Origin of the sequence: Ottowia flava (assembly GCF_008017535.1) — a bacterium.
GTDB classification, from domain to species: domain Bacteria; phylum Pseudomonadota; class Gammaproteobacteria; order Burkholderiales; family Burkholderiaceae_C; genus Ottowia; species Ottowia flava.
Window position 1 is genome coordinate 40618 of sequence record NZ_VRUA01000014.1, and the last position, 20256, is coordinate 60873.

The 20256-nt window shown below is 67.0% G+C and carries 27 protein-coding genes and 1 tRNA gene; 8 read left to right on the forward strand and 20 right to left on the reverse strand.

All coding sequences use genetic code 11. The annotated features are described in order from the left end of the window. Positions 1–7: 7 nt before the first annotated feature. The 3 genes from FVQ98_RS13855 to FVQ98_RS13865 form a co-directional block, all read right to left on the reverse strand. The gene (locus FVQ98_RS13855; RefSeq protein ID WP_147914047.1) at positions 8–1078 is read right to left on the reverse strand and encodes a glycosyltransferase family 4 protein; all 1071 of its coding nucleotides are present in this window, start codon (positions 1076–1078) and stop codon (positions 8–10) included. Beyond that, complete coding sequence (locus FVQ98_RS13860; RefSeq protein ID WP_147914048.1) at positions 1075–1992, reverse strand: UDP-2,3-diacylglucosamine diphosphatase; 918 nt, start codon at positions 1990–1992, stop codon at positions 1075–1077. Before FVQ98_RS13860 ends, FVQ98_RS13855 begins: the two co-directional genes overlap by 4 nt. 222 nt (positions 1993–2214) lie before the next feature. Next, entirely contained in the window at positions 2215–3066 is an 852-nt protein-coding gene (locus FVQ98_RS13865; protein WP_147914049.1) for a GNAT family N-acetyltransferase, read from the reverse strand. Positions 3067–3362: 296 nt separating this feature from the next. Here FVQ98_RS13865 and FVQ98_RS13870 point away from each other — a divergent pair, with 296 nt between their 5' ends. Together FVQ98_RS13870 and FVQ98_RS13875 are read left to right on the forward strand one after the other, a co-directional pair. After that, on the forward strand, positions 3363–3926 hold the full coding sequence (locus tag FVQ98_RS13870; RefSeq protein WP_147914050.1) for a DOMON-like domain-containing protein: 564 nt from the start codon (positions 3363–3365) through the stop codon (positions 3924–3926). Between the two features lie 31 nt (positions 3927–3957). Beyond that, positions 3958–5175: an exo-beta-N-acetylmuramidase NamZ family protein gene (locus tag FVQ98_RS13875; RefSeq protein ID WP_147914051.1), complete on the forward strand. Its 1218-nt coding sequence runs from the start codon at positions 3958–3960 to the stop codon at positions 5173–5175. A gap of 77 nt (positions 5176–5252) precedes the next feature. Here FVQ98_RS13875 and FVQ98_RS13880 read toward each other — a convergent pair whose 3' ends face one another. Genes FVQ98_RS13880 through FVQ98_RS19720 form a run of 4 tightly spaced genes read right to left on the reverse strand, consistent with a single transcriptional unit; the run spans position 5253 to position 6533 of the window. Then, positions 5253–5621: a BON domain-containing protein gene (locus tag FVQ98_RS13880; RefSeq protein WP_255507784.1), complete on the reverse strand. Its 369-nt coding sequence runs from the start codon at positions 5619–5621 to the stop codon at positions 5253–5255. Positions 5622–5647: 26 nt separating this feature from the next. Beyond that, positions 5648–5899, reverse strand: a complete 252-nt coding sequence (locus tag FVQ98_RS13885; RefSeq protein ID WP_147914052.1) for a CsbD family protein — start codon at positions 5897–5899, stop codon at positions 5648–5650. Further along, complete coding sequence (locus tag FVQ98_RS13890) at positions 5896–6372, reverse strand: hypothetical protein (protein ID WP_147914053.1); 477 nt, start codon at positions 6370–6372, stop codon at positions 5896–5898. The genes FVQ98_RS13885 and FVQ98_RS13890 overlap by 4 nt, the downstream gene beginning before the upstream one ends. Next, positions 6369–6533, reverse strand: coding sequence for a hypothetical protein (locus FVQ98_RS19720; RefSeq protein ID WP_187265742.1), 165 nt, complete (start codon positions 6531–6533; stop codon positions 6369–6371). Before FVQ98_RS19720 ends, FVQ98_RS13890 begins: the two co-directional genes overlap by 4 nt. Before the next feature lie 274 nt (positions 6534–6807). Here FVQ98_RS19720 and FVQ98_RS13895 point away from each other — a divergent pair, with 274 nt between their 5' ends. From FVQ98_RS13895 to FVQ98_RS13915, 5 genes are all read left to right on the forward strand, one after another. Further along, positions 6808–6993 carry a hypothetical protein gene (locus FVQ98_RS13895; protein WP_147914054.1) on the forward strand — a complete coding sequence of 62 codons (186 nt, stop codon included), beginning with the start codon at positions 6808–6810 and terminating at the stop codon, positions 6991–6993. Between the two features lie 24 nt (positions 6994–7017). After that, positions 7018–8034: an SDR family oxidoreductase gene (locus FVQ98_RS13900; protein WP_147914055.1), complete on the forward strand. Its 1017-nt coding sequence runs from the start codon at positions 7018–7020 to the stop codon at positions 8032–8034. Between the two features lie 75 nt (positions 8035–8109). After that, positions 8110–8460, forward strand: a complete 351-nt coding sequence (arsC, locus tag FVQ98_RS13905; protein WP_147914056.1) for an arsenate reductase (glutaredoxin) — start codon at positions 8110–8112, stop codon at positions 8458–8460. 168 nt (positions 8461–8628) lie between these two features. Beyond that, a complete protein-coding gene (locus tag FVQ98_RS13910; protein ID WP_147914057.1) occupies positions 8629–9360 on the forward strand; it encodes a chromate transporter in 732 nt (243 codons plus the stop codon). Then, positions 9357–9950 (forward strand): chromate transporter, encoded by a 594-nt coding sequence (locus FVQ98_RS13915; RefSeq protein ID WP_147914058.1) that lies wholly within the window; start codon positions 9357–9359, stop codon positions 9948–9950. Before FVQ98_RS13910 ends, FVQ98_RS13915 begins: the two co-directional genes overlap by 4 nt. A 38-nt stretch (positions 9951–9988) precedes the next feature. Here FVQ98_RS13915 and FVQ98_RS13920 read toward each other — a convergent pair whose 3' ends face one another. The 3 genes from FVQ98_RS13920 to FVQ98_RS13930 form a co-directional block, all read right to left on the reverse strand. Further along, on the reverse strand, positions 9989–10756 hold the full coding sequence (locus tag FVQ98_RS13920) for an SIR2 family NAD-dependent protein deacylase (protein WP_147914059.1): 768 nt from the start codon (positions 10754–10756) through the stop codon (positions 9989–9991). A 117-nt stretch (positions 10757–10873) separates the two neighbouring features. Then, positions 10874–12253, reverse strand: a complete 1380-nt coding sequence (locus FVQ98_RS13925; protein ID WP_147914060.1) for a 3-deoxy-D-manno-octulosonic acid transferase — start codon at positions 12251–12253, stop codon at positions 10874–10876. A 139-nt stretch (positions 12254–12392) separates the two neighbouring features. Continuing rightward, positions 12393–13859, reverse strand: a complete 1467-nt coding sequence (locus FVQ98_RS13930; RefSeq protein WP_147914061.1) for a phosphomannomutase/phosphoglucomutase — start codon at positions 13857–13859, stop codon at positions 12393–12395. Between the two features lie 277 nt (positions 13860–14136). On the opposite strand from FVQ98_RS13930, the gene FVQ98_RS13935 reads away from it, so the two are divergent. After that, positions 14137–15018, forward strand: a complete 882-nt coding sequence (locus tag FVQ98_RS13935) for a DMT family transporter (RefSeq protein WP_255507790.1) — start codon at positions 14137–14139, stop codon at positions 15016–15018. Here the strand turns inward: FVQ98_RS13935 and FVQ98_RS13940 are convergent. From FVQ98_RS13940 to FVQ98_RS13985, 10 genes are all read right to left on the reverse strand, one after another. Continuing rightward, positions 15002–15655 (reverse strand): riboflavin synthase, encoded by a 654-nt coding sequence (locus tag FVQ98_RS13940; RefSeq protein WP_147914062.1) that lies wholly within the window; start codon positions 15653–15655, stop codon positions 15002–15004. The genes FVQ98_RS13935 and FVQ98_RS13940 overlap by 17 nt on opposite strands. 101 nt (positions 15656–15756) lie before the next feature. Beyond that, positions 15757–15833: transfer RNA gene (locus tag FVQ98_RS13945), tRNA-Arg, on the reverse strand. Between the two features lie 110 nt (positions 15834–15943). After that, complete coding sequence (locus tag FVQ98_RS13950) at positions 15944–16738, reverse strand: M15 family metallopeptidase (protein ID WP_255507785.1); 795 nt, start codon at positions 16736–16738, stop codon at positions 15944–15946. 40 nt (positions 16739–16778) lie between these two features. Further along, a complete protein-coding gene (locus FVQ98_RS13955; RefSeq protein ID WP_147914063.1) occupies positions 16779–17327 on the reverse strand; it encodes a DUF2939 domain-containing protein in 549 nt (182 codons plus the stop codon). A gap of 288 nt (positions 17328–17615) precedes the next feature. Next, complete coding sequence (locus tag FVQ98_RS13960; protein WP_147914064.1) at positions 17616–18146, reverse strand: hypothetical protein; 531 nt, start codon at positions 18144–18146, stop codon at positions 17616–17618. A gap of 100 nt (positions 18147–18246) precedes the next feature. Then, positions 18247–18435, reverse strand: coding sequence for a hypothetical protein (locus FVQ98_RS13965; protein ID WP_147914065.1), 189 nt, complete (start codon positions 18433–18435; stop codon positions 18247–18249). Between the two features lie 67 nt (positions 18436–18502). Continuing rightward, entirely contained in the window at positions 18503–18694 is a 192-nt protein-coding gene (locus FVQ98_RS13970; protein ID WP_222707609.1) for a hypothetical protein, read from the reverse strand. Then, a complete protein-coding gene (locus FVQ98_RS13975) occupies positions 18685–19422 on the reverse strand; it encodes a lysozyme (RefSeq protein ID WP_147914067.1) in 738 nt (245 codons plus the stop codon). Before FVQ98_RS13975 ends, FVQ98_RS13970 begins: the two co-directional genes overlap by 10 nt. After that, positions 19419–19925: a hypothetical protein gene (locus tag FVQ98_RS13980; RefSeq protein WP_147914068.1), complete on the reverse strand. Its 507-nt coding sequence runs from the start codon at positions 19923–19925 to the stop codon at positions 19419–19421. The genes FVQ98_RS13975 and FVQ98_RS13980 overlap by 4 nt, the downstream gene beginning before the upstream one ends. Further along, positions 19922–20254: a hypothetical protein gene (locus tag FVQ98_RS13985; protein WP_147914069.1), complete on the reverse strand. Its 333-nt coding sequence runs from the start codon at positions 20252–20254 to the stop codon at positions 19922–19924. Before FVQ98_RS13985 ends, FVQ98_RS13980 begins: the two co-directional genes overlap by 4 nt. Positions 20255–20256: the final 2 nt, after the last annotated feature.

Genomic DNA, 20256 nt, shown 5'->3' on the forward strand with positions numbered 1-20256 from the left:
CGCCAGCTTACCTCAATGCGCTTGTGCGGCCAATTCTGGGCTGCTCTGCATGGTTTTTTGCAGGCACCAGAAAGCCGCGAAAGAGTTCCGTTGCAGCGTCCCAGCCAAAGCGCTCGGCATGGGCCCGTGCGGCATGACGCTCGATGCGCAACGCGGCCTCGACAGCCTGCCCCAGGTCCGCGTGCATCGCGCCGCCCAACGGTTGGCCTGCGGGCGCGCGCAGGACTTCGAGCGGACCGTCGACCGGAAAGGCCGCCACGGGCGTGCCCGCCGCCATGGCCTCCAGCATCACCAAGCCGAATGTGTCGGCCCGGCTCGGAAAGACGAACACGTCCGCGCTGGCGTACACGCGCGCCAACTCGTCGCGTGGCAGCACGCCGAGCCAGCGCACCTCCGGGTGGCGCGCGCGCAGCTTCTGCTCGACCGGGCCGACGCCGCACACCACCTTGGTGCCAGGCGCGTCCAAGGCCAGAAAGGCCTCGATGTTCTTCTCGTAAGACACCCGCCCGACGAACAGTTGCACCGGTCGCACCAACTCGCCCAGCGCCGGGTAGGCCGATGGCCAAGCGCTGAAGCCGAACAGCGACGTGTCCACCCCGTGGGTCCAGCGCCGCAGGTTGCGGAAGTGGCGCTCCGCCAACATGTCGGCCACGCCGTCCGTGGGCACCATCACGCCCGCAGAGGGCGCATGGAAATGCCGGAACAGCGCGTAGCCCCAACCGAGCGGCACGTGCGCCGCCGCGTTCAGGATCTCGGGAAACTTGGTGTGAAACGCGGTGGTGAACGCCCAGCCACGCCGCAGGCAGTGCCGCCGCGCCGCCCAGCCCAGCGGCCCTTCGGTGGCGATGTGGACCGCGTCGGCTTGCAGGCTGTCGAGTTGCGCCGCCAACGCGCGCCCTGGCCGCACCGCCAGGTCGATGCCCGCGTAGCCGGGGCAAGGCCGGGTCTTGAAGCGGTACGGGTGGATCACCTCCACCTCGTCGCCGCGCCGCTGCAGGGCCGCCACCAGCTCGACCAGCGTGGTGACGACACCGTTGACCTGCGGCGCCCAGGCGTCGGTGACCAAGGCCAGCTTCATGCCTCGGCCACCGCCGGCTTGCGCTGCGCAGCCTCCCCTTGCGTCCCCTGCCAGAACAGCAATTCCAGCCGACCGTCGTGGTGCTCCACGAGCGCGCTGCGGCTTTCCACCCAATCCCCATCGTTGCAGTACAGCGTGCCTTCGATCTCGCGGATCTCGGCGTGGTGGATGTGGCCACAGACCACGCCCTGGTGGCCGCGCCGGCGCGCCTCGGCCGCGACGGCGCTTTCAAAGTCGCTGACGTAGTTCACGGCCTTCTTGACCTTGTGCTTCAAGTAAGCGGACAGCGACCAGTAAGGCAACCCAAGGCGGGCCCGCAGGCTGTTGATGTGGCGATTGAGCTTGAGCGTGAACTCGTAGGCGTGGTCGCCCACATAGGCCAGCCACTTGGCACACTGGATCACGCCATCGAAATAGTCGCCGTGCGTGATCCACAGCCGCCGGCCGTCCGCGGTGGTGTGCACCGCGTCCTCGACCACCTCGATGCCTCCGAAGTTGTTGCCAACGAAACCGCGCGCAAACTCGTCGTGGTTGCCGGGCACGAAGACCACGCGGCACCCCTTGCGCGCCTGGCGCAGCAGCTTCTGCACCACGTCGTTGTGCGCCTGCGGCCAGTACCAGCGGCGGCGCAACTGCCAGCCGTCGATGATGTCACCAATCAGGTACAGCGACTCGGCCTGGTGCTCGCGCAGAAAGTCCAGCAGCGGCCCCGCCTGACAGCCTGGCGTGCCCAGGTGGATGTCGGATATGAAAATGGCGCGGAACCGGGGTCGGTCGCGCGCCATGTCGGCTACGGGCTCGGGGCCTCCGCCCCCGCCCTCCGGCGCCAGCCCGTCTTCCCGCAAGTCTTGCGTAGCCACCCGCGCCAACCAGCCCGCTGACGCCACCGATCGAGCGGCCGCGGAGCAGGCCATCTCAGCGAACGCCGTCGCCGCACCTGCGGCGGCGACTGGCGTCGTCTTCCCTCCCGCAGCGCGCAGCGCGAAGAGTGGGGAGGGAAGCCGCGTCAGCGGCTCAGAGGGGTGGCGCACCTGCTCAGCGAACGCCGTGCTCGGACCTGCGCCGAGCACTGGCGTTGTCCCCCCTCCCGCAGAGAGAGGGGGGAAGGCGCGCAGCGACTCAGGGGGGTGTCCCAATCACTCCCCCAAAAAATGCTTGCGGTAGCGCGCCGGCAGGTCGCCCAGGCGCATCAGCATCGGCAAATCGGCCGAGTTGAAGTCCGGATCCCATGCCGGTGGGCCCAGCACCTTGGAGCCCAGGCGCAGGTAGCCCTTGATCAGTGCGGGCGGCTCCACCGACAGTTGGTCGTTCAGCTGTTCCACCGGCAGCGGCAGGCGCGGGCGCACGTGAAATTCAATCGGCGCCATGTGGTTCTGGCTGACCTGGCGCCAAATGCTGGACGCCACGTCGCCGCTGACGATGCCGTTGTGCAGCATCGGAATGCTGGCGCAGCCGATCATCGTGTCCAGGCCGTTGCGCACCATGAATTCGCCGAGCGCCGTCCACAACGCCATGATCACGCCACCATGGCGGTGCTCGGCGTGCACGCAGCTGCGGCCCAGCTCCAGCATGCGGCTGCGCAAGGCGCGCAGGCGGGTCAGGTCGAACTCGGTGTCGCTGTAGGTGCCACCCACGCGGCGCGCCTGCGCCGGGGTCAGCACGCGGTAGGTGCCGATGACCTCACCGCTGGCAGCGTCGCGCACCAGCAGGTGTTCGCAGTAGTCGTCGAACAGGTCGACGTCGTGGCCGGGGACCGCCGTCGTCAGCCGCGCGCCCATCTCGCCGGCAAACACCTGGTAGCGCAGGCGCTGCGCGGCCCTCACTTCGTCCTGGTGCCGCGCCCAGGCCACCTGGATCTCGCCGCCGAGGCCCGCCGCACCCCGGCCAGAAGGCGTGTCGCTGCCGCGTGGATGAACAGACCCCCGTGGCAGCTGAACCGGCGGGCTCAGCTGCGACAACGCAAAAGTGGGCGTGGGCAGTTCTTTCATGGGGCCAGTCCTCGTCGTATGTCCGCTTTTCTGAGGGCCATCGTGCGGGCTGGGCGTGACGTGTTCGTGTCGATACCGTGACGACAACATGACAGATCAACTCCCCGCAGGCGGACACGCGACGCGGGTGGTACGCACGCCTGCCTGCTCGGCCCGCCGCGCGACGCGCGACGTCGTTGGGCCACCCAAAAGTCAGAGCGCAATGGGCACCCCGCGCTACAGCCACCTGCGCGAGCAGCTATTGATTAGGTAGCAAGCCAAGCGCCCTGCCTCACGCTGAGACAATAGCGCCCGACATGCCCGCACCCGCCGACACTCGCCTGCGCCTGCAGCCCCACCCCAACACGCCCTGCCCCGCGCTGGACAGCCTGTGGGTGGACCTGCACTGGCTGCCGTCCGGCGCGCTGGCGCTGCGCTACGCGCTGAGCGGCGCCCTCGCCGAGTTGCGGCTGCCCACGCCCTCGCCGGCGCCCGCCGCGACCGATGGCCTGTGGCGCCACAGCTGCCTGGAGGCCTTCATCGGCGCGGCAACGGGCACGGCGTACGTCGAATGCAACTTCTCGCCTTCGGGCGACTGGGCCTGCTACGCCTTCGACGCGGAACGCGTGCGCGCCGCGGCATCGCCCACCGGCGCGCCGCAAATCACCACCGAACGCAGCGCGCACACGCTGACGCTGACCGCCACCGTGCCGCGCAGCGCGCTGGCCGCGCTGCCCAGCAACGCACCCGCGCTGCTGGGCCTGACGGCGGTGATCGAAAGTACCGACGGCAGCCTGAGCTACTGGGCGCTGGCGCACCCGCGCGGTGTGCCCGACTTCCACGCGTGCGCTGGCTGGACGGCGCGCCTTCCCCTTGATTGATGGCGGCCCGCGCGGCCGCTGCGAAACCCCCATGCACATCGGACTCGAACGCTTTCTGCAAGACCCCGCGCTGCGCGCCCCGCTGAAAGGCCGCCGCGTCGCGCTGCTGGCGCACCCGGCCTCGGTCACGCGCGACCTCACCCATTCGCTCGACGCGCTGGCCGCCCTGCCCGATGTCCAGCTCACGGCCGCCTTCGGCCCGCAGCACGGCCTGCGCGGCGACAAGCAGGACAACATGGTCGAGTCGCCTGACTTCACCGACCCGCGTCTGGGCATCCCCGTGTTCAGTCTGTACGGCGAAGTGCGCCGTCCCACGCCCGCCATGCTCGCGCCCTGGGACGTACTGCTGGTCGACCTGCAGGACCTGGGCTGCCGCATCTACACCTTCATCACCACGCTGCGCTACGTGCTGGAAGCCGCCGCCGCGCACGGCAAAGCCGTGTGGGTGCTGGACCGGCCCAACCCCGCCGGCCGCCCGGTCGAAGGGCTGACGCTGCGCGAAGGCTGGGAAAGCTTTGTCGGCGCCGGCCCCATGCCGATGCGCCACGGCATGACCATGGGCGAGTTGGGCCACTGGTTCATCGCTCAACTCGGTCTGCAGCTGGAATACCGCGTCATTGAAATGCAGGGCTGGCAACCCGACGCCGCGCCCGGCTTCGGCTGGCCGGTGGGCCCGGACGATTGGCGCACCTGGGTCAACCCCAGCCCCAACGCCGCCAACCTGAGCATGGCGCGCGCCTACGGCGGCACCGTCATGCTGGAAGGCACGACCCTGTCCGAAGGCCGCGGCACCACGCGCCCGCTGGAGCTGTTCGGCGCGCCCGACATCGACACCGGCCGCCTGCTGGCCGACATGCGCGCCTTGGCGCCCGGCTGGCTGCGCGGCTGCACGCTGCGCGAATGCTGGTTTGAGCCCACCTTCCACAAGCACGTCGGCCAGCTGTGCGCCGGCGTGCAGATCCACACCGAAGACCCGGCCCATTACGACCACGCCGCCTTCCAGCCCTGGCGCCTGCAGGCGTTGGCCTTCCGCGCCGTGCGCCTGCAGCGGCCCGACTACCCGCTGTGGCGCGACTTCGGCTACGAGTACGAACACGACCGCCTGGCGATCGACCTGATCAACGGCAGTCCGCTGCTGCGCGAGTGGGTGGACGACGTGAACGCGCCACCCGCGGCGCTGGACGCGCTGGCGCGCGCGGATGAAGCGGCCTGGCTGGTGGCACGAACGCCCTTCCTGTTGTATGGATAGACGTTAGGCCGCACCACATTCAAGCAAGAGCAGGCCAAAAAAAAGCGCCCTTGCGGGCGCGTTGAGGAAGCACGGCCTCATGGCCGCACGGCGATCGAATTTCGAACGTTTCGAACGCCTTCCGTGGTCTGAGCGATTTCACCGGCGCGTTTTTTCTCGGCATCCGATTTGGCAAAGCCTGAGAGCAGGACTTCGCCGTTCTTGGTCTCAACCTTGATGGCCAGCGCCGATACCGTCTTGTCGGCGGCAAATGCGGTCTTGATCTTGGCGGTGATCGCCGAATCGCCCATGGCAGTGCCCACCGAGCCAGAACTTGCGGGGGCGCCCATAGGCGCTGGCTTCTCGCCGGTGGCCGGCTGGCCAGTTTGGGCCATCACCGCGCTGGCACCCGCAGCCGCGCCCAGCGCTAGCGTGAAGGCAAGAAATCGATTGTGTGCATAGGTCATAGCGGTATCTCCTTGGCTGCCGAGGCTTAGCCCCAGGGACAGCCTTGCCGGGACTGCCACTCGGCAACTTGCCGATCGGCCTGCTCGGCTGTGATGTTCTCCCGCTCCTGAATCTTGCCGACGAGTTGATCGCGCCGGCCAGCAACCATTTCCAGATCGTCGTCAGTGAGGCGCGGCCATTGGTCCTGTAGCTTTCCTTTCAGTTCGCTCCAGTTGTCCTTGATCGTGCCTTTCTCCTTCGCTCCGCCTGAGGCGGGCGGGTGCGTGCGCAGTCTCATGATCCACCGGAAGCGGGGCCCGAAGGACGCTGCGGCTCGTTGTCAATGTCGGGCTCAACTGCGCGCTTCTTGCGCCAGGTTTTGAGGTCTTCCGAAACCGTCTCATTTCGCTGCTGTTGCAAGGATCGATGGTCCTTGGCCTGTGCCCGCAACTGACTCCTGCGCCATTGAGCGTACTCTGGATCGTAGGGCCCATAGTCCTGCTCAGTATTTCTCCGGCCCACGCCTTGCAGTTCAGTCTCCCTGTACTCGAGCAAATCATCCCGCAAACCGTACCCACTGCTGTGCACTGGATTTTCTCGACTGGGATGGTAGTAATTGGGTCCATTTTCCTGACCCCAGTAGTACGCGTCGGTACGGCGGTGGGATTCTCGGCCGAGCCAATCGGGTTCACTGCGTGGGCCATGAGGCGGTTCGGTAACACTGGAACGTCGACGCCCCAACTGCTCGAACAGTGCGCGGTCATCGGTCATTTCTGCTGCTGCTTGGATGACTCATCCTGCTTGCTGCTGGGTTGCGCCTGACTCTGCTGCTTGTGCGACGAGCTTTTGCCGTCCTTTTGCATGCTTTTGTCCTCATTGGAACGATGCTGAGTGTCATATTGATTGTGACCTTGGGGATTATTCGTAGCCATAGCTATCTCCTAAATAATGGATAAACCGCATCCGGGAAGTTCGGACACGTGATTTCATCCTAGACCTGTTGACCGGCGCCAACATGAAAACCTAGCCAAAGGATACGTTTGAGGTCAAGAGAACACGCCTATTGCAACTGCCTCGTAAGTCCTCTCTCACGTTGATTCGGCGCGCTGTCGGATTTTCAAACATCGGGAAGGAAAATATTATTTATATGCTGATAGGCCTATTTTTGGACGTCAGCTCATTCTTATTTCACAGGAGACAATCGTCATGCCACGTGGTGATAAATCTGCCTACACCGACAAGCAAAAGCGTCAGGCCGCGCACATTGAAGAAAGTGAACGCGACCGCGGTCGCAGCGAGGAAACGGCCGAGCGCATCGCCTGGGCCACCGTCAACAAGCAGGACGGCGGTGGCAAGAAATCCGGTGCCGCTCACAAATCCAAACATTCGTAGAGCCGAAGGCATAGGACCCAGGCCGTGCCCTCCAAAGCGCCCCCACCCCAAGCCCGCAAAACCGAAGGAAGCGTTGAAAAAGCCTATCAACGCATCCAAGGCGCGCAGCAGCGTGTGGATGCGGCGCGGCCCAAGAAAAAGAAGCCGGCATCGGGCCAGCGGGCAGTTCAGGCAGGAGCGGCGAAACAGCCCACCAATCCGCTGCCCAGGCAAGGTTTGCGCAAGCCCGGTCGAGAAACCGAGATGGATCTCGCACCCCGCTATTTGGCGCCGCGCTACATCGGCTCTAGCAAGCTGCAAAGCCGGGTAGCGCTGATCACCGGTGGCGATTCGGGGATCGGGCGTGCGGTGGCGGTGCTGTTTGCGCGCGAGGGCTGCGACGTCGCCATCGTCTACCTGCGCAGCGAACAGGCGGATGCCCAAGTCACGCGCCGCGCCGTCGAAAACGAGGGGCGCCACTGCCTGTTGATTCCGGGTGATGTGCGACGTACCGCTTTCTGTGATCAGGCGGTGCAGCGCACGCTGAAGGCTTTTGGCCATTTGGACATCCTGGTCAACAACGCCGCATTTCAGATGCACGCAGACCGGCTGGAAGACCTGAGCGACGAGCGCATCCTGCTGACCCTGAACACAAACATTGCCGGCTACATGCGCATGGCGCGCGCCGCCCTGCCCCACCTGCCTCCTGGCGGTTGCATCATCAACACGGGCTCGGTCACTGGCCTCACGGGCAGCAGCCACCTGCTGGACTACTCCGCCACCAAGGGTGGGGTGCATGCCTTCACCAAGGCGCTGGCGCAGAACGTGCTGGACAGGGGCATCCGCGTCAACGCGGTCGCGCCGGGGCCCGTGTGGACGCCGCTGAACCCGGCCGACCAGCGCCCGTCCGACATCGCAGAATTCGGTGCAGACACGGCTTTTCGTCGCCCCGCGCAACCCGAAGAGTTATCGCCGGCCTACGTGTTCCTGGCTTCGCCGGTCACGGCCGGGTACATCACCGGGGTGGTGCTGCCGATCACCGGCCGTGTAGGTGCAATCTAGATCGACAGGGTTGGCGCTGTCAGGTTATCGCGCGGCCTGCCATGTGCTTGCGGCCAGCCGCCGCACAATGGCGTCATGAGCACCGTCACGATCTACCACAACCCCAGGTGCAGCACCTCGCGCAACGCGCTGGCATTGCTGCGCGAAAAGGGCATCGAGCCCACCGTCATCGAGTACCTGAAGACGCCGCCCAGCCGCGATGAACTGAAGCGCATCGCCAATGCCACGGGCGAGCCGTTGCGCGCGCTGGTGCGCACCAAGCAGGCGGAATACACCGAGCAAGGGCTGGACGACCCCGCGCTGACGGACGACCAGCTGATCGACGCGATGCTGGCCACGCCGGTGCTGATCAACCGCCCGATCGTGGTGACGCCCAAGGGCGCGCGGCTGGGCCGGCCGCTGGAGCGCATACTCGAAGTCGTCTGACGGCCCGCACCGCGCGGACGGTGCTTGCGGCACTGGGCGGTGCGCGCACTTTCGGTGGGCGGCCGAGCATTGGTCTCCACCGCCCATCCGATCCATGATTTATTAGAGTTTTTGGCCTGCAGCCCTACAACCACCTGCGCAAGCAGCTATCTTTTTTGATGCCTCTGCGTGACACGCTCTGACGCCACCGACCACACTGCACTTCTGAACGCGCCACGTTCGCGCGGCGATCTGTTCTGGTCCTTCACCTGGCTGGCGCTGCAGGGCTTTGGCGGTGTGCTGGCGGTGGTGCAGCGCGAGCTGGTCGAGAAAAAGCGCTGGATGACGCGCGAGCAGTTCATCGAAGACTGGGCGGTGGCGCAGATCATGCCCGGCCCCAACGTGGTCAACCTGTCGATGATGATCGGCGACCGCTACTTCGGTCTGTCGGGCGCGCTGGTGGCGCTGACCGGCATGCTGCTGCTGCCCACGCTGGTGGTGCTGGCGCTGGCGATCGGCTTTGCCAGCGTGGCCGAGTACGACGTTGCCCAGCGCGCGCTGCGCGGCATGGGCGCGGTGGCCGCCGGGCTGGTGATCGCCACCGGCATCAAGCTGATGGGCGCGCTGCGCAACAGCGTGATGGGCCTGCCCGCCTGCGTGGCGCTGGGGGTCGCCGCCTTCGTCGCCATCGCCCTGCTGCGCTGGCCGCTGGGCTGGGTGCTGCCGGCCGTGGGCGGCGCAGGCTGCGTCTGGGCCTGGATCTGCCTGGGCCGCGCGCACCGGCTGACCGCCGTGGTGGCCCCCGCCACCGCGGCAGCGGCCGCACTGACCCACCCACCTGACGGTGTGCCTGAGCCGGAGGCGTCCGAGCCGGCCGCCGCCCTGACCGACGCCGATTCCGGCCAGGCGCCCACGCCATGATCGACCTGTCTGCCGCCGACTGGCTGGCCCTGTTCGGGCACTTTCTGTCGCTATCGCTGCTGGCGGTGGGCGGCGCCATCACCACCGCGCCCGACATGCACCGCTACCTGGTCGACCAGCGCCACTGGCTGAGCGACGACCAATTCACCTCGTCCATCGCCATCGCCCAAGCCGCGCCAGGGCCGAACGTGCTGTTCGTCGGCCTGATGGGCTGGAACGTCGGGCTCAACGCCGGTGGCGGCTCGGGCGCGGGCTGGCACGCGTACGCGCTGGGCTTGCTGGGGCTGGTGGTCGCCATGGTGGGCATTCTGCTGCCCTCGGGCGTGCTGACCTACACCGCCACGCGCTGGGCGCACCAGCACCGCGAGTTGCGCGCCGTGCGCGCCTTCAAGGCCGGCATGGCGCCCATCGTCGTCGCGCTGCTGATCGCCACCGGCTGGCTGCTGACGGCAGCGCAGAACCAGCCGGCGCGCGACTGGCCGCTATGGGCGCTGACGGCCGTCTCGGCGCTGATCGTCTGGCGCACCAAGGTCCACCTGCTGTGGCTGATCGGCGCCGGCGCCGTGCTGGGGATGCTGGGGCTGGTGTAGCGCCCGCAGCCAGCCGCGTACCCGGTGGGGCGCGTGGCTCAGAAATCCAGCAGCTGCGGCAACACGCTGGCCGACGGCCCGCGCAGCAGGGCATGCGCCTCGGCATCCAGCGCGGTGGCGTCGGGGTTGACCACCACCACCTTCGCGCCCGCGCGCCGTGCCGTCACCGCCAGACCGGCGGCCGGCCAGACCTCGCCCGAGGTGCCGACCACCAGCATCACGTCGCAGGCCTCGGCCGCCGCTTCGGCCGCGGCCAGCGCCTCGGCCGGCAGGTTTTCGCCGAACCACACCACCGCCGGGCGCACCAGGTTGCCGCACTGCGCACAGTGCGGTGGCCGGCCCGGCACCGCCAGGGTGACGGGGCAGGCATCGGCCGGGCGGCGCGCCAGCGCGCAGCTGTCCAGCCAGGCATCGTCAAAGAGATTGCCGTGCAGCGCCAGCACGCCCGGGCTGCCCGCGGCCTGGTGCAGGCCATCGACGTTCTGGGTGATCACCGTCAACCGATCGGGGTGGCGCGCCTGGAACTCGGCCACCGCCACATGGCCCGCGTTGGGCCGCACCGCCTTCAGCGCCTCGCGCCGCCCGGCGTACCAGTCCCACACGCGCTCCGGGTGGTCACGGAAGGCGTCCTCGGTCGCCAATTCTTCCGGCCGAAAGTGGGCCCACAGGCCCGACTGCGCGTCGCGGAACGTGGGCACGCCCGATTCCGCGCTGACGCCCGCGCCGGTCAGCATCGCGATGCGCTGCGCGCTGTGCAGCCAGGTGCGGACCTGGGCGATGGAGGAGGCTAGAGCGTCGGTGGACATGGCGGCAGCTTAGCCTGCCGTGGTGCAAGCCCACGTGGGCCCTATCGACCGGAGCACGCCGCTCAGAGCGCCCCAGGGTTCAGCGGCTTGCAGCCTCGCGGCGCGCCGCGAGAAAAGCTACTTCGCGGCAGGAGCCAACAAGGCACCGACCGCCTCCGCTGTGCGCGCTGCTGCGCCCCGGTGGGCAGCGGCGAAGGCCACGCCCGCGTCCTGCATGGCGTTGCGCGCCGCATTGTCGGCCAGCAGGTCACAGGCCGCGGCCACGCCGGCTGCCATGTCCGGCACGCGGCGCGCGGCGCCGGCGGCTTCGGCCAGCTCGCCCGCCTGGGCGAAGTTGAAGGTGTGCGGGCCCATCAGCACCGGGCAGCCGCAGGCGGCGGCTTCGATCAGGTTCTGGCCGCCCAGGGGGGCGAAGCTGCCGCCCAAGAGCGCGACGTCGGCCAGGCTGTAGTACAGCGCCATCTCGCCCAGGCTGTCGCCGATCCAGACATCGGCCTGCGCCGCGTCGGCCGGCGGCGTGTCGCCCCAGGCGCTGCGGCGCGCCACGCGCCAGCCTTGCGCGGTGGCCAGCGCCGCGACTTCGTCAAAGCGTTGCGGGTGGCGCGGAACGATGAGCCACAGCGGCGCGGGCGCAGCGCCCGCAGGCACAGCGCTGCTCACACGGTCTTGAACACCCGCTTCAACTCCTGATTTGGTAGCTGCCTGCGCAGGTGGCTGTGGCGCTGGCGACCGAATGCACTCTAAAAACAGCGTTTCCTCACCTTCGCGCGCGCTGGCCAGCATGACGACCGGGCGACCGAGCAGATTGCGCCACGCGCGGCCCTGTGCCAGCTGGGCCGGGTCGGGCGTGGCGTCGAACTTCAGGTTGCCCAGCACCGTGACTTGGCGTGCGCCGGCGCGGCGCAGGCGATCGGCGTCGGCTTCGGTCTGCGCCCACACGGCGCGCAACGCGGCGTAGGCGGGGCGCATCAGCCAGCCTGCGCGTTCGGCCCCGCGCAGCGACTTGGCCGACAGGCGCGCGTTGGCCAGCGCCAGTGGCACGCCTTGCGTGGCGCATTCGGCGTTCAGGTTGGGCCAGATCTCGGTTTCCATCAACACGCCGACGTCGGGGCGGAAGTGGCGCAGAAAACCCCGCACCGCACCGCGCGTGTCCCACGGCTGCCAGACCTGCGCGTCGCCCGGCTGCAGCAGCGCGCGCCCTTCGGCCCGGCCGGTGGCGGTGCCGTGCGTCAGCAGCAGGCGCATGCCGGGCAGGCGCTGGCGCAGCGCCTTCAGCAAGATCGCGGCGGCGCGCGTTTCACCCAACGACACGGCGTGGATCCACACCAGCGGCCGGCCCGCGGTGGCATCGGCATCGGGCCGCGCAACGGTGTAGTGGCCAAAGCGCTCATCGACCGCTTCGAGGTAGCCCGGCTCGGCCGCGCCGCGGCGGCGCAGCTTGCGGCGCAGCAGGGGTTGGGCCGCCCACATCAGGGCGCTGTAAAGGGTGCGGACCATGGTGGCGGGGCGCGCTGTGGATCAGGCGAGGTGGCGCAGTGCTACTAACTTTGTAGCCGTCCGCGTAGATGACTGTAGGGCCAGAGACCGATTTCTTTTCAAGATCAGCACCCGAACCCCGCCAAGACGACGAAGCGCGTCAATGCGCCGACGCGCCCAGCTGCGCATCGGGTTTCACGCGGCGCAGCAGGGCCAGCATGTCGGCTTCGATGCGTTGCAGCGCCTCGGGCGTGTGGCCTTCGAAGCGGAGGACGAGCACCGGCGTGGTGTTGCTGGCGCGGACCAGACCGAAGCCATCCGGCCAGTCGACGCGCACGCCGTCGATCACGTTGACAACAGGGGCCCCCACGCTCCCCGCTGCGCGTGGTTCGCTGCCCCCCAAGGGGGCGCTCGCGGCCTGGCACGGCCCGGCGCCGCTCGGCTCGGCGAAATAGGACGGCGCCAGCGCCTGCAACTCGGCCGCCAGGCGGTGCGGCTCGCCTTCGGCGCAGGCGACGTTCAGCTCGGGCGTGTTGTGGCTGGTGGGCAGGGCGTTGAGCAGCGCGCTGGGGTCGGCCACGCGGCTGACGATTTCCAGCAGGCGGCAGCCGGCGTAGGTGCCGTCGTCAAAGCCGTACCAGCGCTCCTTGAAGAAGATGTGGCCGCTCATCTCGCCGCCCAGCGGCGCGTCGACTTCCTTCATGCGCGCCTTGACCAGCGAATGGCCGGTCTTGAACATCTCCGGCACGCCGCCCGCGGCCGTGATGGCGGGCGCCAGGCGCTGTGAACATTTCACGTCAAACACGATGGTGCCGCCGGGCGCGCGGCTGAGCACGTCCTGCGCGAACAGCATCATCTGGCGGTCGGGGTAGATCGTCTGGCCGTCCTTGGTGACGATGCCCAGGCGGTCGCCGTCGCCGTCGAAGGCCAGGCCCAGCTCGGCGTCGGTGGTCTGCAGCGCACGGATCACGTCGCGCAGGTTGTCGGGCTTGCTGGGGTCGGGGTGGTGGTTGGGGAAGTTGCCGTCGACCTCGGTGAACAGCTCGGTCACCTCGCAGCCGAGCGCGCGGAAGATGCCCGGCGCGCTGGCGCCGGCCACGCCGTTGCCGCAGTCGACCACGATCTTCATCGGGCGGGCCAGTTGGATGTCGCTGGTGATGCGTTCGACATACGCCGGCTGCACGTCGTGCTGGCGCAGGCTGCCGCCGGGCTGGCGCTGCCAGGTTTCGGCTTCGATCATCTGGCGCAGCTTTTGGATGTCGTCGCCGTAGATGGCGCGGCCGGCCAACACCATCTTGAAGCCGTTGTCGTCGCGCGGGTTGTGGCTGCCGGTGACCTGGATGCCGGTGCGGCACAGCGTGCTGGCGGCAAAGTACAGCATCGGCGTGGTGACCATGCCGATGTCGATGACTTCCACACCCGCCGCGACCAGGCCACGCATCAGCGCGCTGCTGAGCGCGGGGCCGGACAAACGCCCGTCGCGGCCGACGGCCACGGTGCGCTCGCCCGCCGCCAACGCCTGGGTGCCAAACGCCAGGCCCAGCGCTTCGGCCAGCGGCTCGGTCAGCGTGGTGGGCGTGGTGCCGCGGATGTCGTAGGCCTTGAAGATGGCAGGTGTGAGGTGCATGGGACGACATTGTAGGCAGGCCAAATGCTATTAAATCGGGAGCTTTCTGCGCTGGTGGTTGTAGGGCCAGGGGTCAAAAACGCCGAAAATCCTAAGAACAGGCGAGCGTGCGCCCCCTGCTGCGCCGCAGCAAGCCCCAGGGCATCAATCTGCTTCGCAAGTTTCATGAATCGCGCCGGCCACAGCACGCCTGCCACGGCGATACTTGCGGGCTGCCCATGACCACCTCGACCGCCCCCCCCCAACGGCCACCGCGGCCAGCCCCGCCGACGCCGCGCTGACCCCGCGCATCGCCACGGAGTTCCTGCTGCTGGCGGCGGCCTGGGGCGCGTCGTTCCTCTTCATGCGCCAGGCGGCGCTGGAGTTCGGGCCGCTGCCCACGGCCGCGCTGCGCGTCACCATCGCCGCGCTGGCGCTGCTGCCGCTGATGCTGGCGCGCGGGCTGGGCCCGTCGCTGCGCCAGCACTGGCGGCCGGTGTTCGTCTGCGGGCTGCTGAATTCGGGGATTCCATTCGCGCTGTACAGCTTCGCGCTGCTGCACATCAGCACCGGCGTGTCGGCCATCCTGAACGCCACCGTGCCGCTGTTCGGCGCGCTGGTCGCGTGGGCCTGGCTGGGCCACCGGCCGGGCGCGTCGCGCGCCATCGGGCTGGCGCTGGGCTTCATCGGTGTGGCGCTGCTGGCCTGGGACAAGGTCGGCATGAAAAGCGGCGCCAGCGCCACCTGGGCCGCGCTGGCGGTGCTGGCCTGTCTGGGCGCGACGCTGTGCTATGCCGTCGCCGCCAGCTACACGCAGCGCTTTTTGACCGGCCTGCCGCCCTTGATGACGGCCACCGGCAGCCAGATCGGCGCCGCGCTGGGGCTGGCCCTGCCGGCCATCTGGCTGTGGCCGGCGCAAATGCCCAGCGCCAAGGCCTGGGGCGCGCTGCTGGCGCTGGGCGTGCTGTGCACCAGCGTGGCCTACGTGCTGTACTTCAAGCTGATCGAGCAGATCGGCCCGGCGCGCGCGCTGACGGTGACGTTTGCGGTGCCGGTGTTCGCGGTGCTCTACGGCGCCACGCTGCTGGGCGAAGCGGTCACGCCCTGGATGCTGGGCTGCGGCGCCATTGTGCTGTGCGGCACGGCGCTGGCCACAGGACTCGTCAAGCTCCGGATTTAGGAGCTGACTGCGCAGGTACGGCGGGCGTGGCGAGCATTCTTTCCACGTAGCGGGCGATCATGTCGATCTCCAGATTGACGTTCACGCCCGGCGCCAACACGTGCAGCGCGGTGTTCTGCACGGTGTGCGGAATCAGGTTGATGCTGAACTCGCAACCCTCGGCCTGGTCGACCACGCGGTTCACCGTCAGGCTCACGCCGTTGACCGTGATCGAGCCCTTGTAGGCTAGAAAGCGCGCCAGTTCGCGCGGCGCCAGCACGCGCAGTTCCCAGCTTTCGCCCACGGGAGCAAAGTGGGTCACCACGCCCATGCCGTCCACGTGGCCGGACACGATGTGCCCGCCCAGGCGGTCGTGCGCACGCAAGGCCTTTTCCAGATTGACGGGGCCTGGCCGGTCCAACCCGGCGGTGCGCGCCAGCGATTCGGCTGAGATGTCGATGGCAAAGCGGCCAGAGGGCGCATCGATATCCACGGCCGTCATGCAAGCGCCGTTCAGCGCGATGCTGTCGCCCAGGCCCACATCGTCCAGGTAGCCGGCCGGCGTCTCCAGGTGCAGGCGCAGCCCATGCGCCGCGGTGGCGCCGAGCGGCTGCACCTCGGCGATCTTGCCCATGGCGGTAACGATTCCGGTGAACATCGCGCAATCCTCCAACAGTGGCCCGCACAAGGCGGTAGGACGAAGCCACAAAGACAAAAGCCCCGCAAATCGATGTTTGCGAGGCTTTGTCAGGCAGAAAATGGCGCGGCTGGCAGGATTCGAACCCACGACCCCTTGGTTCGTAGCCAAGTACTCTATCCAACTGAGCTACAGCCGCGCGAAGCCAGAAAGTATAACAGCAAAATTCAGCACTTCAGAAAGCTCTTTTGAAATTCTTGCGAGACCCAGGCGTCGCTTGTCGCTGCCCGCTTGGCTGGAACCACCAGTTCACTGCACGGGGAGGTCGAAATAGCGGTCAGGGAAGGGCTCGTCGCGCAGAGTGAAATGCCACCATTCCTCTGGCAGATTGCGCCAGCCGTGGCGTTCCATGAGTGTGCGCAACCAAAGGCGGTTGTGCCGCGCCGCAGTCCCCACCAACTGCGTTTCGGTGTGAGAGCGCTCATCGAACAAGTCGAACGGCGTTGCCATGTCGACCTCCCGCCCTGACACCAACGGGCCTTTCAACACCTGCCCAGCCAAGGCCGCATTGACCACAACCAGACCCATGTCCACCGTGCTCGCACGACTGTGGCCGGAGCGCTCTGCGATGTAGCCGCGCGAGAACAACTCGGTCTTGGGCACGCGCGGGTAGTACTCGGCCTTGGTGGTCTGATCGCCAAGGTCCTTGCCCCAGCGCACGAAATCGTCAACCGCGCGCTGCGGCCGGTAGCAGTCGAACACCTTCACGCGAAGGCCATGTTTTGCCGCGTCCCGCTGCACGTTGACCAGCGCTGCGGCGGCCGGTCGACTGAGCCAGCATCGGGGTGCTAGGTAGCCGGTAACGGGCTGCCCCATGAAGTTGCGCGCACCGTGGTAACGCATGTCCTGCTCAATAGCTGCAGTCAGCGTATCAAGCGCCACCAGCGTTTGCGCCTCAGCGCCGGCCGCATCCGCGCCTTGGCTCACCTCGTGAGCGCAACCGCCAATCGCAAGCCCTACCGTCAATACCATCAGCGCCGCGCAGACACTGCGAACCCGCCCATGCTGCCCGATGATGGCCTGCACTCGTTCACTTGATCGCATGCGTGTCTCCTCGCAATGTGCGCTGCGCCCATCAGAATGGTTACGGCGCCCTGACGGGTCTTTCTTCCATTTTCAAGCCCGCAAGCCTCCAGGCAAACAAGCCCTCACGCCGAAAGACGAACCCCGACGGCTCGCCCTCAGGATGAACAAACACTTGTGACCAGCCTTGGTAGTCAACGGTGTACTTCTTGCGAGAAGAGGACGGTTGTGTGTCGACACCAACACCGGCTGCCGCCACATCGGCAGGACTGCCGGGTTTGCCGTTCTTGAGCATCACCATGAGGCCGGCCGGCGAAACCAGCGCATCCGTCAATTGGTTGACGACGCCGGTGGCCAACATTCTGCCGATACCGCCGAGAGAATTGTCTGCACCCGCCTGGTCCGGCCCAGGTTGCATCCTCGCCAGCACCTGCGCCTTAACACTGTCTCGCAGCGCGGGGAAATCGACGTACGCCGACACCGCTTCCGCATCCTGCCGCTCAACCGCCTTGCCAATGCTGCGCAAGGTCAGATAAGGCGATGCATAGAGGAGCACACCGAAGGCGAGCAGCAAAAAGGCCACCGCGCCGAGAAAGACTTTGCGATTCATGCCTTGCTCCCTGAGCTTGACGGGCTGCTCCCGTGTTTTCGTTGGAAGCAATACAGAAAAAGCCTTGCCACGGGGAGCAGCAAGGCTTGCGTCACAACTTGGTAGGGCGTGCAGGGCTCGAACCTGCGACCAAGGGATTATGAGTCCCACGCACAACCAAGCAACGGCGCCACTTTCAGGCCTTTGCGTGGGAATATAAATCGAATTCGGGCCGTTGTCCCATGCGGGTTCCGAGAGGTTAATTCCCATGGGAAAGGACGTTATCGCGCTTTCAATCCAAGCCCCGGACTAGCGCTGCGGCCACGCCTGCTGGTACATCAGCGAATCGGCTGCGTGGGCGTCAGCTGCTCGTGCCAGCTCTTCAGCTTCGCCCGCAAGTTCTCCAAATACTTTTTGGACGGCTGCGGCTCCGCCGGCTTGGGCATCGGCGGTGGCGCCGGGCACGTCACACCCGTGGCGGATGGTGTTGAGCGCGGTGCTGAGACTGCGGCGCAGCCCGTCGCGCTCAGTGCGAACGCCAGCAAGCAAAGCCGCATCGTCGCCAGCGGATTGCGCGCGCTGGCCTTGTGCGTTGATAACCCGTGCATTGTTTTCTCCTTCGGTTTTGCGGTTCGCCTGGTTCGCCGTAGCATCGGCGTCTTTCTGGTCTTGGACGGCCTTGTCCCACAAGGCCTGCACTTCGGCGCGGCCGTCGTCTCTGGCTTCAGCCAGTGCAGCCTTTACCTGGCCGCTGTGCCACCACCAGGCGGCGAGCAGCACCAGCGCGCCCAGGATTGGGCGCCAGAACGCTTTGATGAACGTGAGAATGGCCTCAATCATTGATGCGCCTCGCTTTTCCGTACAAAACCTGAAAACGCAGGCGCGCACGGAAAAACCGCCTGCGACCACCCATACCAAAGCATCCAGAAAAACAGCGGGCTCACAACGAGACTCCCAGGGCGCGCGCCGCGATCTTGGTCAGGCGAGCACGTTCTTCCAGGCCGTGCGTGCCGCCGTTGACGGCGCGCGCGGCGCGCGGCCAGTCCTTGCCCACGGCGGCGATCAGCACGGCGGCGAGAATGGCCTGCCAGTTTTTGCGCGCGAAGGCGAGGATCAGTGCCCAGGTCAAAGGTCACTCCACAAAGAGCACCACGCCAGCCAGCAGGCAGCACAGTGCATGACGAAAAGTCCGACGATCATTTTCTCAGCTCCTTGACGATCTGCCCCGCCTGCGTGCTCAGGCCAAAGCCCGCGCCCACGGCGAGCGTCACGGTCAGGTAGCCGGCCTCGCTGACCTTGCCGTGCCAGCACAGCACAGCCGCGCCCAGCAGCATCACGAAGGCGATGACGAATGAGGGCTTGAGGAATTCGGTCAAGACTAGCTCCATCCTTGGGCTCGTTGCTTGCAGCGCTGCCAGACGATGTAGCCGCACAGGGCGACCACGGCGACCAGCAGGATTGGCACCAGCCATTCGCCCAGCATGTCGGTGCTGGTCTTCACGTCGGCCACGGTGCGCGCGGTTTCGGCCACCGTAGCGACCGCCGCAGTCCCACCGGCGATCACGCCTGCGCGGTTGATTTGGCTCTCGGCCAGCGAGCGCTCAGGCTCCACGGCGCGCGGCATCTCGTCAGCAGCGGCGGCCTCGCGCACTTCTTCCGCCACCGGCAGCGGGGTGCTGACAATCTCCGGCGTCAGGTACAGCGCAGCCTCGGCGGCGCGGCGCCGGGTCAGGCCGGGCCACACCTTGCCGCCAGCCTTGTTCCACAGGCCGAACGCGCGCGCTGCGGCTTGATGATCGCCGGCGTTGTGGCGCTTGATGACCGTCGATCCAGCCATCCCCTTCACGCCGACGTTGTAGGCGAAGGACACCAATGCGTCAAACTGCGGCTGCGTGGCGTTGCCGCCGGTGGCACGCTCCACGGCGCGCTCGTACTCGACAAGCTCATGGCGCAGTCTGCGCTCGGCTTCCGAGCGGGTCATCACGTCGCCCGGCTTGACGCCCCGGGTGGTGCCGTAGCCGATCGTCCATGGGTCGCTCGGTATTGGCTTGTACGCCTCAGCGCGAAAGCCCTCGAATTCCTTGATGATGCTCAAGCCAGCGCTGGAGATTTTCATTGTTGACCTATGACAAAGTTACCGATTTCTTCGTAATGCGGCCACAGGAAATGGCAGCGGTGAACGGCGTGCAGGGTGATGCCTTCGCCTTCGTTGCCTTCAACGTACCAAGGGCCGAATTTCTGCGGGCCTAGCGGGCGCGAGAACATCGGCTCGTTGGGGCGGCGATCCATGAAAGTGACGCCGGCCACATCGCCATCGGACGCACGGCCTGTGACGCTGACAAACTCGCAGTTTCTTTGCTTGTCAAACGTGCCGACAATTAGCACGCCACCCCTCGACTCCCCGCCCTTCTCGACGAACTGCGTCTGCACCCGGAACGACTTGATGACACGGTAGTGCTGGTCGAGTTGGTACGCGCCGATTGCGAAAAGCAGCGTCAACATCGGCGCGGCCAGAAACGCGCAGCGAAGTAAAGCGCGGACGAACCGAGGCTTGAATGGCTTCGGGTCTTCGCCGGTCAGAAGGCCGGTGATGGTCGTCGGCGGGTCGTCTTGGTTCATTTGGCGCTCCCCATGTGAGACTGAATCCACATCCACAGCGCTGCCGCCATTGCCAACAGGGCCGACCAGGCGCCGCCGCTCAAGAGCTTTTCCAGAACCGCGCGCTTTAGCGCCTTCTGGGTCTTCATCAGCTCGATCTGCTCCTTGTGGTACTCGCGGTGCAGGATTGGGTCTCCGTCTGGGAATCCGGAAAAAAAAAGGGTGCGCACCTCCCCGAACTTGGTGTCCATGTGCTCCACCAGGCGCTTTTCCATATCGTCAAGGCGCGCTTCAACGAAGTCCGCGATGTCACGCGGATCGTTGGATTCAGGACGGTTCTGGCGTGGCACTT

Coding starts and splice junctions, on each gene's coding strand:
- FVQ98_RS13855 (WP_147914047.1), bottom strand. CDS start 1,078: ATGAAGCTGGCCTTGGTCACCGACGCCTGGGCGCCGCAGGTCAACGGT.
- FVQ98_RS13860 (WP_147914048.1), bottom strand. CDS start 1,992: ATGGCCTGCTCCGCGGCCGCTCGATCGGTGGCGTCAGCGGGCTGGTTG.
- FVQ98_RS13865 (WP_147914049.1), bottom strand. CDS start 3,066: ATGAAAGAACTGCCCACGCCCACTTTTGCGTTGTCGCAGCTGAGCCCG.
- FVQ98_RS13870 (WP_147914050.1), top strand. CDS start 3,363: ATGCCCGCACCCGCCGACACTCGCCTGCGCCTGCAGCCCCACCCCAAC.
- FVQ98_RS13875 (WP_147914051.1), top strand. CDS start 3,958: ATGCACATCGGACTCGAACGCTTTCTGCAAGACCCCGCGCTGCGCGCC.
- FVQ98_RS13880 (WP_255507784.1), bottom strand. CDS start 5,621: ATGACCTATGCACACAATCGATTTCTTGCCTTCACGCTAGCGCTGGGC.
- FVQ98_RS13885 (WP_147914052.1), bottom strand. CDS start 5,899: ATGAGACTGCGCACGCACCCGCCCGCCTCAGGCGGAGCGAAGGAGAAA.
- FVQ98_RS13890 (WP_147914053.1), bottom strand. CDS start 6,372: ATGACCGATGACCGCGCACTGTTCGAGCAGTTGGGGCGTCGACGTTCC.
- FVQ98_RS19720 (WP_187265742.1), bottom strand. CDS start 6,533: ATGGCTACGAATAATCCCCAAGGTCACAATCAATATGACACTCAGCAT.
- FVQ98_RS13895 (WP_147914054.1), top strand. CDS start 6,808: ATGCCACGTGGTGATAAATCTGCCTACACCGACAAGCAAAAGCGTCAG.
- arsC (WP_147914056.1), top strand. CDS start 8,110: ATGAGCACCGTCACGATCTACCACAACCCCAGGTGCAGCACCTCGCGC.
- FVQ98_RS13915 (WP_147914058.1), top strand. CDS start 9,357: ATGATCGACCTGTCTGCCGCCGACTGGCTGGCCCTGTTCGGGCACTTT.
- FVQ98_RS13920 (WP_147914059.1), bottom strand. CDS start 10,756: ATGTCCACCGACGCTCTAGCCTCCTCCATCGCCCAGGTCCGCACCTGG.
- FVQ98_RS13925 (WP_147914060.1), bottom strand. CDS start 12,253: ATGGTCCGCACCCTTTACAGCGCCCTGATGTGGGCGGCCCAACCCCTG.
- FVQ98_RS13930 (WP_147914061.1), bottom strand. CDS start 13,859: ATGCACCTCACACCTGCCATCTTCAAGGCCTACGACATCCGCGGCACC.
- FVQ98_RS13940 (WP_147914062.1), bottom strand. CDS start 15,655: ATGTTCACCGGAATCGTTACCGCCATGGGCAAGATCGCCGAGGTGCAG.
- FVQ98_RS13950 (WP_255507785.1), bottom strand. CDS start 16,738: ATGCGATCAAGTGAACGAGTGCAGGCCATCATCGGGCAGCATGGGCGG.
- FVQ98_RS13955 (WP_147914063.1), bottom strand. CDS start 17,327: ATGAATCGCAAAGTCTTTCTCGGCGCGGTGGCCTTTTTGCTGCTCGCC.
- FVQ98_RS13960 (WP_147914064.1), bottom strand. CDS start 18,146: ATGATTGAGGCCATTCTCACGTTCATCAAAGCGTTCTGGCGCCCAATC.
- FVQ98_RS13970 (WP_222707609.1), bottom strand. CDS start 18,694: ATGGAGCTAGTCTTGACCGAATTCCTCAAGCCCTCATTCGTCATCGCC.
- FVQ98_RS13975 (WP_147914067.1), bottom strand. CDS start 19,422: ATGAAAATCTCCAGCGCTGGCTTGAGCATCATCAAGGAATTCGAGGGC.
- FVQ98_RS13980 (WP_147914068.1), bottom strand. CDS start 19,925: ATGAACCAAGACGACCCGCCGACGACCATCACCGGCCTTCTGACCGGC.